The sequence below is a fragment of the Mycobacterium sp. P4_H6 genome, assembly GCF_056400845.1.
The window spans coordinates 55,442-68,232 of sequence record NZ_JBFUKN010000010.1 but is presented as its reverse complement, the minus strand read 5'-3'; the positions used below and the strand labels follow the sequence as shown (position 1 = coordinate 68,232).

The 12,791-nt window shown below is 69.2% G+C and carries 12 protein-coding genes; 7 read left to right on the top strand and 5 right to left on the bottom strand.

Annotation, left to right across the window (positions count from 1 at the left end):
- Positions 1 to 12 precede the first annotated feature (12 nt).
- Positions 13 to 1,620: a CocE/NonD family hydrolase gene (locus AC1DTF_RS06425; protein ID WP_477473470.1), complete on the top strand. Its 1,608-nt coding sequence runs from the start codon at positions 13 to 15 to the stop codon at positions 1,618 to 1,620.
- A gap of 55 nt (positions 1,621 to 1,675) precedes the next feature.
- Here the strand turns inward: AC1DTF_RS06425 and AC1DTF_RS06420 are convergent, their stop codons facing one another.
- A complete protein-coding gene (locus tag AC1DTF_RS06420; protein ID WP_477473469.1) occupies positions 1,676 to 2,644 on the bottom strand; it encodes an NADPH:quinone oxidoreductase family protein in 969 nt (322 codons plus the stop codon).
- 27 nt (positions 2,645 to 2,671) lie between these two features.
- Here AC1DTF_RS06420 and AC1DTF_RS06415 point away from each other — a divergent pair, with 27 nt between their 5' ends.
- Entirely contained in the window at positions 2,672 to 3,751 is a 1,080-nt protein-coding gene (locus AC1DTF_RS06415; RefSeq protein WP_477473498.1) for an NAD(P)-dependent alcohol dehydrogenase, read from the top strand.
- 61 nt (positions 3,752 to 3,812) lie between these two features.
- The gene (locus AC1DTF_RS06410) at positions 3,813 to 4,736 is read left to right on the top strand and encodes an alpha/beta fold hydrolase (protein WP_477473468.1); all 924 of its coding nucleotides are present in this window, start codon (positions 3,813 to 3,815) and stop codon (positions 4,734 to 4,736) included.
- Here AC1DTF_RS06410 and AC1DTF_RS06405 read toward each other — a convergent pair.
- Positions 4,726 to 6,060 carry a flavin monoamine oxidase family protein gene (locus tag AC1DTF_RS06405; RefSeq protein ID WP_477473467.1) on the bottom strand — a complete coding sequence of 445 codons (1,335 nt, stop codon included), beginning with the start codon at positions 6,058 to 6,060 and terminating at the stop codon, positions 4,726 to 4,728. The two genes, AC1DTF_RS06410 and AC1DTF_RS06405, sit on opposite strands and share 11 nt — an antisense overlap.
- 80 nt (positions 6,061 to 6,140) lie before the next feature.
- Here AC1DTF_RS06405 and AC1DTF_RS06400 point away from each other — a divergent pair, with 80 nt between their 5' ends.
- Together AC1DTF_RS06400 and AC1DTF_RS06395 are read left to right on the top strand one after the other, a co-directional pair.
- Positions 6,141 to 7,112 carry a TIGR03617 family F420-dependent LLM class oxidoreductase gene (locus AC1DTF_RS06400; RefSeq protein WP_477473497.1) on the top strand — a complete coding sequence of 324 codons (972 nt, stop codon included), beginning with the start codon at positions 6,141 to 6,143 and terminating at the stop codon, positions 7,110 to 7,112.
- A 48-nt stretch (positions 7,113 to 7,160) separates the two neighbouring features.
- On the top strand, positions 7,161 to 8,714 hold the full coding sequence (locus tag AC1DTF_RS06395) for a flavin-containing monooxygenase (RefSeq protein WP_057167605.1): 1,554 nt from the start codon (positions 7,161 to 7,163) through the stop codon (positions 8,712 to 8,714).
- Between the two features lie 3 nt (positions 8,715 to 8,717).
- On the opposite strand, the gene AC1DTF_RS06390 is transcribed toward AC1DTF_RS06395, so the two are convergent.
- Positions 8,718 to 9,473, bottom strand: a complete 756-nt coding sequence (locus AC1DTF_RS06390) for a helix-turn-helix domain-containing protein (protein ID WP_477473466.1) — start codon at positions 9,471 to 9,473, stop codon at positions 8,718 to 8,720.
- Positions 9,474 to 9,507: 34 nt separating this feature from the next.
- On the opposite strand from AC1DTF_RS06390, the gene AC1DTF_RS06385 reads away from it, so the two are divergent.
- Positions 9,508 to 9,873 (top strand): DUF4345 domain-containing protein, encoded by a 366-nt coding sequence (locus AC1DTF_RS06385; protein WP_477473465.1) that lies wholly within the window; start codon positions 9,508 to 9,510, stop codon positions 9,871 to 9,873.
- Between the two features lie 3 nt (positions 9,874 to 9,876).
- Here AC1DTF_RS06385 and AC1DTF_RS06380 read toward each other — a convergent pair whose 3' ends face one another.
- A complete protein-coding gene (locus tag AC1DTF_RS06380) occupies positions 9,877 to 10,980 on the bottom strand; it encodes an Rv3169 family protein (RefSeq protein WP_477473496.1) in 1,104 nt (367 codons plus the stop codon).
- A 12-nt stretch (positions 10,981 to 10,992) separates the two neighbouring features.
- The gene (locus tag AC1DTF_RS06375) at positions 10,993 to 12,123 is read right to left on the bottom strand and encodes a phosphotransferase family protein (protein ID WP_477473464.1); all 1,131 of its coding nucleotides are present in this window, start codon (positions 12,121 to 12,123) and stop codon (positions 10,993 to 10,995) included.
- Positions 12,124 to 12,166: 43 nt separating this feature from the next.
- Here AC1DTF_RS06375 and AC1DTF_RS06370 point away from each other — a divergent pair, with 43 nt between their 5' ends.
- Positions 12,167 to 12,763 carry a TetR/AcrR family transcriptional regulator C-terminal ligand-binding domain-containing protein gene (locus AC1DTF_RS06370; protein WP_477473463.1) on the top strand — a complete coding sequence of 199 codons (597 nt, stop codon included), beginning with the start codon at positions 12,167 to 12,169 and terminating at the stop codon, positions 12,761 to 12,763.
- Positions 12,764 to 12,791: the final 28 nt, after the last annotated feature.

The following is a 12,791-nucleotide window of genomic DNA, read 5'->3' as shown; positions in this document are numbered from 1 at the left end:
CAATGGAGCGCGATGGCGACCACTGTTGAGACCCGGCCCGGCCCGATCGTCCGGCTGGTCACCCGCGTGACCCGCCGCCGGCTGGGCCTGCCCGGGCCGGCCACCGACTACCGGGTGACCCATGATCTGGCGGCACCGATGCGCGACGGTGTGCGGCTACTGGCCGACCTGTACACCCCGGTGGCCGAACCGCGCGGCACGGTGCTGATCCGCACCCCGTACGGGCGCACCAACCTGCCGGCGACGGTGACCGCCGGCATCTACGCCGGGCGCGGCTACCGCGTCGTGATGCAAAGCGTGCGGGGAACTTTCGGCTCGGAAGGTCACTTCGAGCCCGGCGTCGCCGAAGCCGAAGACGCCGCCGACACGGTGACCTGGATGCGCCGACAGCCCTGGTTCGACGGCGAGTTCGCCACCGTCGGATCGTCCTATCTGGGCTTCACCCAGTGGGCGCTGCTGGCCGATCCGCCTGCGGAGCTCAGCACCTCGGTGATCGGTATGGCCCCGCACGACTTCGCCGAATCCGGTTGGAGCACCGGCGCATTCGCTCTCGCAGATTTCCTGACCTGGAGTTTCCAGGTGGCCAGACAGGAGGACGGCGGCACGGCGCGCACCGTGCTGCGGATGGTGACGGTGCCGTGGCGGCTGAAAGGGCCGCTGAGCACGGTGCCGCTGAGCGACGCCGGCGCGAAGATGCTGAAGGGCCGCGCCCCGTGGCACGAGTCCTGGCTGCGCACTCCGGATCTGTCCGACCCGTACTGGCGGCCGAGCCGGCTCGGGCATGCGTTGCAGCGGGTCAGCACCCCGGTGCTGCTGGTGACCGGTTGGCAGGACGTCTTCCTGACCCAGACCCTCGATCAGTACCGGCAACTGGCCGACCGCGGCGTGCAGCCCGCACTGGTGATCGGGCCGTGGAGCCATGGCGACGGAGGCGGCGACGTGCTGCGCGATTCACTGCGCTGGCTGGACGGCGAACGCCCCGTTGGGGTGCGAGTGCACGTCACCGGCGGCGGGGGATGGCGGCAGCTGCCGGCCTGGCCACCGCCGACTGCGCAGCGGGTGCTGCACCTGCGGCCGCGGGCCAGACTCGGCGCCGAACCCGCACCGGCCGGTGACCCCGTGGCCCGGTTCGTGTTCGATCCCGCGGAGCCGACGCCGACCATCGGCGGACGATTGTTGTTCGCCCCGCGCGGCTACCGGGACGACACCGCGCTGGCCGCCCGCGGCGACGTCGTCACCTTCACCGGCCCGGTGCTCGACGAAGCGCTGGAGGTGATCGGCGTCCCGCGAATCGAGTTGGCGCACAACACCGATACCGGCTGGGCCGATGTGTGGGTGCGGATCAGCGAGGTCGACGCCGACGGCCACTCCCGCAATGTCAGCGACGGCTACGTCACCCGGACGCCGGGGGACAGGGACACGCTGCGGCTGGACCTCGACCCGATCGCGCACCGCTTCGCCGCCGGTGCCCGCATCCGGGTGTCCATCGCGGGCGGGTCGCATCCGCGGTTCGCCCGAAACCCCGGCACCGGCGAGCCGGTGTGGTCGGCGTCGCGGCTGCTGCGTGCCAGCCACGAGATCGGCCCGGGCTCGCGGCTCATCCTCCCGGTCCCCGAGTGACTTGCGCACACTCAGTAACGCTCTCCGTTACCAATGGTGCGGAAATCGCGGGGTGTCAGCGGACTTTGAGGACGACCTTGCCCTTGGCGCTGCGGTTCTCCAGCGACGCGATGGCCTCGCCGGCACGCTCCAGCGGGTACACGATGGGCTCGGGTGCGCTGACCGCACCGGAGGCCAGCAGCGGCGCCAGTTCGGCCCACTGCTGCGCCAGATAACCCGGGTGCGTTCCGGTCCAGGCGCCCCACCCGACACCGATGGCGTCGACATTGTTGAGCAGCAACCGGTTCACCTTGACCGTCGGGATCTCGCCGCCGGTGAAACCGACCACCAGCAGCCGTCCGCCCGGAGCCAGTGAGCGCAGCGAATCGGTGAAGCGGTCGCCACCGACCGGGTCCAGCACGATGTCCACGCCTCGGCCGCCGGTGAGCTCCTTGACCGCGTCCTTGAAACCGTCGGCCAGCACCACATCGGATGCCCCTGCCGCCCGGGCGATCTCGCCCTTCTCCTCGGTGCTCACCACCGCGATGGTGCGCACCGCGCCGAACGCCGGGGCCAGCCGCAGCGTCGAGGTGCCGATACCGCCTGCCGCGCCGTGCACCAGCACCGTCTCRCCCTCGGCGATCCGGCCGCGGGTGCGCAGCGCGAAGTGCACCGTCAGATCGTTGAACAACACCCCGGCGCCGGCCTCGAAGGACACGTTGTCGGGCAGTGCGAAGACCCGGTCCTCGGGCAGCGTCACCACCTCGGCCATCCCGCCGGTCAGCATGGTCAGGCCGGCGACCCGGTCACCGGCGGCCACCGCGGCGCCGGCCGGGGCGCTGCGCACCACACCGGCGATCTCGGCGCCCGGCACATAGGGCAGCGGCGCCTTGTACTGGTAGAGGCCGCGGGTCTGCAGCGCATCCGGGAACGCCACCCCGGCCGCGTGCACGTCGATCACCACCCCGTCGGCGGTGGGTTCGTCGATGTCCACCAGCTCTGCAGCGTCGGGACCGTCCAACCGGGGTATCTGTATGGCACGCATGACTCACCATTTAACATGCGTCAAGTGATCAAGGCACGTGCCGCGGTGCTCCTCGAACCCGGACAGGACCCGCAGCTCAGTGATGTCGAATTGCGGGACCCGGTGGGTGACGAGGTGCTGGTGCGCATCGACGCCGTCGGGATCTGCCACACCGACATCACCATGGCGTCGATCTTCGGCAAGACGCCCATGGTGTTCGGCCACGAGGGCGCAGGCACCGTCGTCGCCGTCGGCCCGCAGGCCGCCCGCCGGGTCGGCGAGCAGGTCGTGCTGACCTTCGCCAGCTGCGGTACCTGCGGCAACTGCGCGCAGGACCGGCCCGCCTACTGCGACCAGTCCACCAACCTCAACATGCGCGGCAGCCGCCGCGACGAGACCAGCGCCCTGCGCCTGGACGGGGCGCCCATCACCGGAGGCTTCTTCGGGCAGTCCAGCTTCGCCACCCACGCCATCGCCGGCAGCCGCAACGCGGTACCGCTGCCCGACGGCTTCGATCCGGCACTGGCCGCGCCGCTGGGCTGCAGCGTACAGACCGGCGTCGGTGCGGTCCTCAACGTGATCGGGGCCGCCCCGAGCATCGCGGTCTTCGGCGCCGGGGCCGTCGGGCTCTCCGCGGTCATGGGCGCGCGGATCGGCGGGGCCGCCACCATCATCGCGGTCGACCCGATCGCCGAGCGGCGCGCGCTGGCCACCGAGCTGGGCGCCACCCACACCATCGACCCGACCGCGGGTGACGCCGCGGCCGAGATCCTGAGCGTGACCGGGGGAGTCGCCGGCGCGGTGGACACCACCGCACGCCCCGATGTCATCGGCTCGGCGGTGGGTGTGCTGGCCTCGCGCGGCACGCTGGCCCTGGTCGGTCTCGGTGCGCCGACCGCCGAGCTACCGGTGATGCTGATCATGGCAAAGGGCCTGACGGTGCGCGGCGTGGTGGAGGGCGACAGCGACCCGCAGGTGTTCATCCCGCAACTGGCCGAGTACCACCGCCGCGGTGAACTGCCGCTCGACAAGCTGGTCAGCAGCTACCCGTTCGACGACTTCGACCAGGCGTGGGCCGCCGCGAAAGCCGGCCGGGCAATCAAGCCGGTGCTGGTCACCGGGCGTTAAGATCCATCCCCAGGCAATGCCTGTCCATCGGCAAAGGCGCCGACTGATTGGAGCAACCACGATGACGCTGCCCGCGCTCCCGCCGGCCAACACCGTGCACGTGCGTTCCTTCGACGGAACCCGGCTGCACGCCCGGGTGTTCGGTCCCGACGACGGCTATCCGATCGTGCTGGCGCACGGCATCACCTGCGCCATCGAGGTCTGGGCCCACCAGATCGCCGACCTGGCCCGCGACTATAAGGTGATCGCCTACGACCACCGCGGGCACGGCCTCAGCGAGGCGCCGCGGGGCCGCACGGGCTACAGCCTCAACCATCTGGCCGCCGATCTCGATGCGGTGCTCGACGCGACGCTCGCGCCGGGACAACGCGCGGTGATCGGCGGGCACTCGATGGGCGGCATCGCCATCAGCGCCTGGTCACAGCGCTACCCGCACCGCGTCGCGCAGTGCGCCGACGCCGTCGCGCTCATCAACACCACCACCGGTGACCTGCTGCGCGATGTGCAGCTGGCTCAGGTGCCCACGGCGCTGGCGGCCACCCGCATCCGCGGCGCGGGAACCCTGCTCAAGACGTTCGGTGCCACCCCGGTACCCAAGCTCGCCGACCGGGCCAACAAGCGGTTCGTGGCCTATCTCGCGGTGGGCCGCGATGCCGATCCGTCGATCGCCGAACTGGTGTATCAGCTGTTCGCCTCCACCCCGCCCGCGGGCCGCGGCGGCTGGGCCCGGGTGCTGGTCGACGGTCTTGGCGCGCAGCATATTTCACTGCGGAACCTGACCGTGCCCACGCTGGTCATCGGCAGCACGAAGGACCGGTTGTTGCCGATCAACGCGTCGCGGCACATCGCCGAGCACGCCCCGAACCTCGCCGAGTTCGTGGAGCTGCCCGGCGGGCACTGCGCCATTCTGGAATGCCCCGATGAGGTCAACCGCACGTTGCGCTCGCTCGCCGAATCGGTTGCACAGCAGCGGCTCAGCTCCTGAGGTAGGCCCCCACCTCGGCCGCCGCGCGGTGCCCGGAGCGCACCGCGCCGTCCAGGAACCCGGTCCACTGATCGGCGGTTTCGGTTCCGGCCCAGAAGATTCCGTCCACCGGTGTGCGCAGGTGCTTGCCGTGCTCGACCCACGCGCCGGGCGGTACCGCCGCGGTCGGCCCGCCGGGGGCGAACGGCTCGGCGCTCCAGCAGTGATCCAGGTAGTCGATGGGGGTGGCGGCGGCATCACCGAACAGCGTCGTGAAACACGCGAGTGCGCGTTCGCGGCGCACCTCGGGTGCCAGGTCGTCGAAGTTGCGGGCGTCGGCGAACCCCAGCAGGACCCCGGGGCCGTCATCGCCGGGGCTGACATCGAAGGTGATGAAGATCGGGCCCTCGTCGGACAGCGCCTCGCCGGAGCACCCGCCGGTCCGCCAGAACGGTTTGTCGTAGGCGGCGTAGACCTTGCTGAGATTGCCCTGCGGCCAGTGCGTCGCGAGTTGCGTGTAGCCCACGGGCAAGGGCGGATCGAAGGTGATCGCCGCCCGGTGCGCGGGCGCGATCGCCAGCACGACGGCGGCCGCCGAATGCTCACCGCGCGCGGACTGCACGGTGAAACCCGAACCGGTGCGGGTGATGCGCTGCACCGGGGCGCCGGTGAGCACCCGGTCACCGAGTTCGGCGGTGATGCGCTGGGCGATCTGCTGGGTGCCGGCGGGGAAGCGGTCCTGCTGGGCACCGCCCTTGACGTCGAGCATCCGTCCCAGCCCACCGGCGGCCTTGACGTAGCGCACTGCGTGCAGCATCGACACGTCGGCGGGTTCGCACCCCCACGTCACCCGCGCCATGATGGCCATCAGGTTGCGGGTGGAGGCGCTCGCATGCACCGCGCGCAGCCAGCCCTCCAGGCTCTTCTGGTCCAGCCGGTGCGCGGCCGGCGCCGCCCAGGTGTCGGTCACCGGGATGAGCCGGCTCAGCCGGTCGAAACGCCACTGGATGCGTGACACGTCGAGCAGATCGATCAAGGACAGTTTCGGGATGCTGCTCCGGTAGGAGCGCACCTTGCCGTGCCAGCGGATGAGGTTCTTGCCGCGGCTGTAGGTCGGCACGGTGTCACAACCCAGTTCGGCGGCCAGCGCAATCACCGCGTCCTGGGTGGGACCGACGAACGTCGCGCCCAGATCGACCGGGACCCCGGCCAGCGTCGCGGTGTAGGAACGACCCCCGACCCGGTCCCGGCCTTCGAGCACCACCACCGCGTGCCCGCGCTTGGTCAACTCCCGTGCCGCCGACAGTCCTGCGAATCCGGCCCCCACCACGATCACATCGGTCACAGCACCAGTGTGGCCATTGCCCGGGCGATTGCGTGCGTTTTCGCACCGGTGTCGCATTAGGGTGAGGCGCTGTGAAGGTGATGACTGCGCTGTTCGGTCCTGTGGGAGCCATCGAACGCACCGAGGCGTTGCGTGATGCCGGTGCCAGCGGGGTGTTCACCTTCGAAGGCCCGCACGACGTGTTCACGCCGTTGACGCTGGCCTCCACCGTCGGCGGACTGGACCTGATGACCAATGTGGCGATCGCGTTCCCGCGCAATCCGATCCATCTGGCGCACCAGGCCATCGATCTACAGATCCTGACGAAGGGCCGGTTCACCCTCGGGCTGGGCACCCAGATCCGCACCCAGATCGAGAAGCGGTTCGGCGCGGACTTCGACCGCCCGGTGGTGCGGATGACCGAACTCGTCGCGGCGCTGCGCGCCATCTTCGACACCTGGTCCACCGGCCAACGTCTGGACTTCCGCGGTGAGTACTACCGGCACACCCTGATGACGCCGACGTTCACCCCGCGCGACAACCCGTACGGCCCACCGCCCATCTACGTCGGCGCGCTGGGCCCACGACTGACCAAGGCCACCGCACAGCACGCCGACGGTCTGCTGGTGATGCCGTTCGGGAACAAGAAGTTCCTGCACGAGGTCACCATGACCGCCGTCGACGAGGGCCTCGCCGCGGGCGGACGCACCCGCGCCGACCTGGCGATCGTCCCCGAGATCATCGTGTCGGTGGGCGAGGACCACACGGCCACCCGGCAGCTGCTGGCGTTCTACGGGTCCACCCCGGCGTACCGGCCGGTGCTAGACATCCACGGCTGGGGCGACCTGCAGCCCGAGCTGAACGCGTTGTCCAAGCAGGGCCGCTGGTCGGAGATGGGCGCGCTGATCGACGACGATGTGCTGCACACCATCGCCGCGTGCGGCACCCCGGCGCAGGTGGCGGCCCATATCCGGGACCGCGTCGACGGCATCTCGGACCGGATCTGCATCTACCAGCCCGGGCCGATCGAAACGGAATTGCTGGCCCAGATCGTTGACGAGCTGCGCACCTGAGGTCCTAAGGTGGGGTGGTACGGGGCAGGACCACAAGGAGGTTGTCCGGTGTCCAACGCAGCTGAGACCGAACCCGAGTTCTCCGATGTGCTCATCATCGGGGCCGGCATCTCGGGCATCAACGCCGCCTACCGCATCCAGGAGCGCAATCCAGGATCGAGCTACACCATCCTGGAGCGGCGCGCGCGCATCGGTGGCACCTGGGATCTGTTCCGCTACCCGGGGATTCGTTCCGACAGCGATATCTTCACCCTGAGCTACCCCTATGAGCCGTGGACCCGTCGCGAGCACGTCGCCGACGGCGCCGATATCCGCGAGTACCTGACCACGACGGCCCGCAAGCACGGCATCGACCGGCACATCAGGTTCGACACCCGGGTGTCCTCGGTGGACTGGGATTCGGCGACCGACACCTGGACGGTGCACGCCGAGCAGGACGGGGTGGCCATCACCCACCGCGCCCGGTTCGTGTTCTTCGGCACCGGCTACTACAACTACGACCAGGCGCACACCCCGGAATTCCCCGGCATCGAGTCCTTCGCCGGGACCGTCGTGCATCCGCAGTTCTGGCCCGAGGACCTCGATTACGCCGGTAAGCGGATCGTGGTCATCGGCAGTGGCGCCACCGCGATCAGCCTGGTCCCCGAGTTGGCCGAGACGGCCGCCCACGTGACCATGCTGCAACGCTCACCGACCTACATGATGTCGATGCCTGCGGTGCCCAAGCCGATGCAGGCGGTGCGGAAAGTGCTGCCGCGCAAGATCGCTCATCAGGTCGTCCGGTTCCGCAACGCCTGGTACCACTTCCTGCTGTACATGTTCTTCCGCAAGGCGCCGGGCATCGGCCGCAAGGTGATCCGCCGGGCCACCATCGCCGAACTGCCCGAGGGCTACCCGGTCGACGTCCACTTCAAGCCGCGTTACAACCCGTGGGACCAGCGGATGTGCCTGGTGCTCGACGGCGATCTGTTCGAGGACATCAGCGCCGGGCGTGCCGAGGTGGTGACCGATCACATCGAGCGCGTCGACGCCGAGGGCATCGTGCTCACATCGGGGAACCGGATCGACGCCGACATCATCGTCACCGCGACCGGCCTGCAACTGCAGTCACTCGGCGGCATCGAGATCACCATGGACGGCAAGCGGGTCGATCCGACCGAGCGGTTCGTCTACAAGGAGCACCTGCTCGAGGACGTCCCCAACATGGCCTGGTGTATCGGCTACACCAACGCATCGTGGACGCTGCGCGCCGACATGACCGCGCGGGCGGTGGCCAAACTGTTGGCCTACATGGATTCCCACGGCTACACCAGCGCCTACCCGCACCTCGGCTCGACCGTCATGCCGGAGAAACCGGCCTTCGATCTCGATGCCGGCTACGTCAAACGGTCCCCGCACGCACTGCCCAAGTCGGGGACGAAGCGACCGTGGAACGTGCGGCACAACTATGCGCTGGACACCTTCGAGCACCGCTTCGACCGGATCGAGGAGTCGATGGTGTTCGGCAGGGTGCAGGCCGGCTCCGCCGCTTCCCCGCGAGCGAGCGTGTCTGAGGGCGACACGCCGCCCGCCAGCCAGAGTTTGCGCACCGTCGCGGGCTAGAACTCACGGGGTCCGGATGGTCAGGCCGGTCGCCAACAGCTGCGTCGCGGACAGACCGAACGTCGTCTTGAACCGGTCGGCCAGATGCGACGGGCTGGCGAACCCGGCCTCCACCGCCGCGGTGGTGAGATTCTGTCCGGCGGCGATCTGCGTGCCGGCGCGCATCAGCCGGCTCCACAGCCGGTAGCGGCGCAGGCTGGACCCGATCTCCTGACGGAACAGGTGTAGGAAACGGGATTCGGACAACCCGACCGACGCGGCGAGCTCGGCAGCCGATACCGCGGCCGCCGGGTCCTCGCGGATCTGCTTGGCGGCCAGTTCGATTCGCGGGTCGATCACCTGAACATCGGAGGGTGCAGCGATATCCAGCCAGTGCRGCGCCTCGACATCACCGGTGGGTGGGGTGAGCAGGTCGGCCTCGGCGGCGTGGTGGACGCCGATGCCCACGCGGAACTCATCGAACTGCGCGCGGCAGGCGGCGGATCGCTGCGAAGCCGGATCGAGGTAACAGGACACCAAGGATCCCGTGATCGTCAGATGGTGCACCAACCGCGGCGGGATCAGCGCCGTGCGGGCTTCGATGTGCTGCTCGCCGACCCGCACCGTCAGGGGACCGTCCACCCCGACGGCCAGACACCACACCGCACCGGAGTGCGGCTCCAGGCCCAGGCCGGGGCCGGAGTAGAGGGCCTGGCCCGGCCACAACCACACCGCCGGATAGCAGGTTTGCGGAAGCAGAGCGGGTGTTCGGGGCGACATGCTGGACTCCTCGTCAACTGATCAGGAGGTTACCGTGGTCCCAGCAGTGATCGTCATCGTCGGGGTGTTCTTTCTCGGCATGGGCCTGTACGCGCTGGCCGCGCCCGGGGCGATGCTGCGCCCGTTCGGGTTCGCGCTGGGCTCCGATGTGCAGCGCGCGGAAGTGCGTGCGGTGTATGGCGGTTTCGGGTTGGCCATCGCCGCGGTGCTCGGGTATGCGGCGGCCACGCCGGGGGAGCTGCGCACCGGAGTACTGATCACCGTCGGTGCGGCACTGGCCGGGATGGCGTTCGGCCGCGTCGCGTCCGCGGTGCTGGGTGACCGGACGGCGTTCTACCCCAACTGGTTCTACTTCCTGGTGGAAGCGGTGGCTGCCGGCGCGCTGTTCTGGGCGGCCTAGACGTCAGGGGGCGACGGTGAGCCAGTCGGCGAACCCGGACGGGTCGTGCCGGCCCAGCGCGCCGTGCTCGAACAAACCCCAGCCCTCGACCGGGGCCTTGTCGCCTTCGGTGCAGACCGCCCGGCCCACATGGTCGATGACCCCGAAACCTGACCGGTCGACGATTGCCGGGTCGGTCATGTCGTAGGTGAGCCGCTCGGTGAACTTCTCGCCCTTCCACACGCCGTGGATCCAGTCCGAGTCGCCGCCGTAACCGCCGCCGACGTGAATCGGTACCGGCAGTTTGGATTCCACGTCGAAGCGCAGCGCGGTGCCGTCCGGCGCGGTGGCGTCGATGGTGGCGCCGGTGGGGATGCGGGTTCCCGAGCGGTAGTGGATCTTCACCCGCGGCCAGCCGAGCTGTTCGACGCGACCGTCCTTGAAGATCCGGGTGCAGTCGTTGAGCGAGCGGAACCCGTCCGGGGCCTCCTGGATGATGATGACGATCGAGTAGTCGTCGAAGGCGACCGGCAYGTAGAGCCACCACATGCCCTCGAACGGCGGATCGGCGGGACGTCCGGCCGGCTCGGCCTCGCCGATCGGGCGGATCCCCCAGGACCGGTCGCGGGAGCCGATCCAGGTCGCCGGGTCCACCGCGATGCGTTCCCCGTCGATCTCCAAATGCCCGCTCCACGAACCCAACTGGGCGAAACGCTGAGCGTCCAAGGTGACCCGGGTGCCCTGGCGCATCAGGTGTCGCTGCTCCTGCACCACGTCGAACAGGCCGTTCCAGGTGAGGTCGGCGGCGATACCGTCGGTCTCCTCCAGGGTGATCCGCAGACTGTGCAGTGGATCGGTGACGTCGATCCGGTAGCCGTTGACGTGCTGGTTCAGCCGGTCCTGATCGAGCGCATCGGACAGGTGCACCGCGGTCTGGACGTCTCCGCGGCGTACAAGCAGGAAGGCGTCCTTCACCCCGAGGTTGGGGTAGTAGCCCAGCCCGGTGATGACGAAGATGTCGCCGGTGCGGTCGTGGGCATTGAAGTAGGAACGGTCATAGAAGTTCCGGTCCGAGGACCCCGGCCACGCAATGGGCTGCGGAACCTGGTGTACCGGAAACTCATCCATCGGTCCGAGCACTTATGACTCCTCATCTTGCAGCAACCGCCGTAACAGGGATGCGTGGTAGAAGGTGGTCTCGACATCTTCGGGCTGTTCCATTTCCCCGAAGTGCACGCGGCGGGCGGTGGTGCGCATGAACACGCAGCACCAGATCACCGCTGAGTAGATGTAGAACCAGTGCAGATCGCCCAGGGTGGCACCGGTCAGTCGTTCATAGGTGGCGCGCACATCCTCTTCGCGCAACACGTCCGGCAGGCCGGGCAGCCCGGCCAGACCGGCGAGCTCCTGGAACACCATGTGGGCGAAGATGATCCACGAGACGTCCAGCTCGCGCGGGCCGACCGTCGCCATCTCCCAGTCGAGCACCGCGACCGGCCGGAAGTCCCGGTACAGCACGTTGCCGACGCGGGAGTCGCCCCAGGTCAGCACCGGGGTGGATGCCGCGACATCGGTGGGGAAGTGCTCTTCGAGCCACTTCAGCGCCTGCTCGACCAGCGGTGAGCGGCCGATATCGGGCACTGCGAACTCGTACCACTCCTTGAGCCAGCCGAAATGTCGGCGCAGCGGGGTGTCGCCGGGTGGGTCGACCTCGGCCAGGAAGGAAAACTGTTGTGCTGCATCGGGAATGGCGTGCAGCTTGGCCAGCACCTCCACCGTGGTGTCCTGCAGTTCGCGCCGGCGCTCGGGTGTGGCGTCGGCGAACCAGTTCCCGCCGAAGGTGTAGGGCATCACATCCGGCGGCACCTCGCCGTCGACGCGGTCCATCAGGAAGAACGGTGTGCCCAGCACGTCGCCGGTGGTGTCTATCCAGCGGACCCGCGGCACCGGCACCTCGGTGAGTTCCTCGACCAGGCGCATCAGCTCGAACTGGTGGTCCAGCCGGTAGGAGGAGAACACCGGCACATCGGTGGCGGTGGGCGCCACCCGAGCGACCAGGCGCTGCTCGTCGTCGCCCCACCGCGCGGTGAGCAGGATGGTCTCCGAGGACATCCCGTTGGCGTCGACACCGTTCTCGATGGTGACCTCGGGCGCCTGCCGTTCGGGCAGCACCGAGGCCAGCCACCGCGACAGCTGCTCGGGTAGAGCGAGGGTGTCGCGGCTGGAATGCTGGAGGCGGCTGACGTCCTCGACAGCCGGTTCGTTGGCCACGGTTGTTCCTTCCGGCCCGAATTACGATACGGTGGGTAGCGTTATGAAAGCAGAGATACCACCGGTTGACAAGGGCGCCGGACGTCCCCGGGACCCTCGCATCGATGCTGCCATCCTCGCGGCCACATCGGATCTTCTTGTGCAGATCGGATATTCGAACCTGACCATGGCCGCGGTGGCCGAGCGGGCCGGCACCACGAAGACCGCGCTGTACCGCCGCTGGTCCAGCAAAGCGGAGCTGGTGCACGAGGCGGCGTTTCCCACCGCCCCCACCGCGCTGGGCCTGCCCGAGGGCGATATCGCCACCGATGTGCGGGAGATGATCGCGGCCGCCGGTGCGGTGTTCACCAGCCCGGTGGTGCGGGCGGCGCTGCCCGGGGTGATCGCCGACATGGCCGCCGACCCCGACCTCAACGACCGGGTGATGGGCCGGTTCACCGGGTTGTTCGAGGTGGTGCGGCTACGGCTGGAGCGCGCCGTGGAGCGCGGCGAGGTGAAACCGGAGGTCGACCCGGGTCGGCTCATCGAACTGGTCGGTGGCGCCACCCTGCTGCGGATGCTGCTGACACCTGGACAGGACCTGCACGAGCAGTGGGTCGACCAGACCACCGCGATCCTGGTGCACGGCGTGGTGCGCTGAGTCGCTTTCCGCCGAAGCTGCGTTCCAG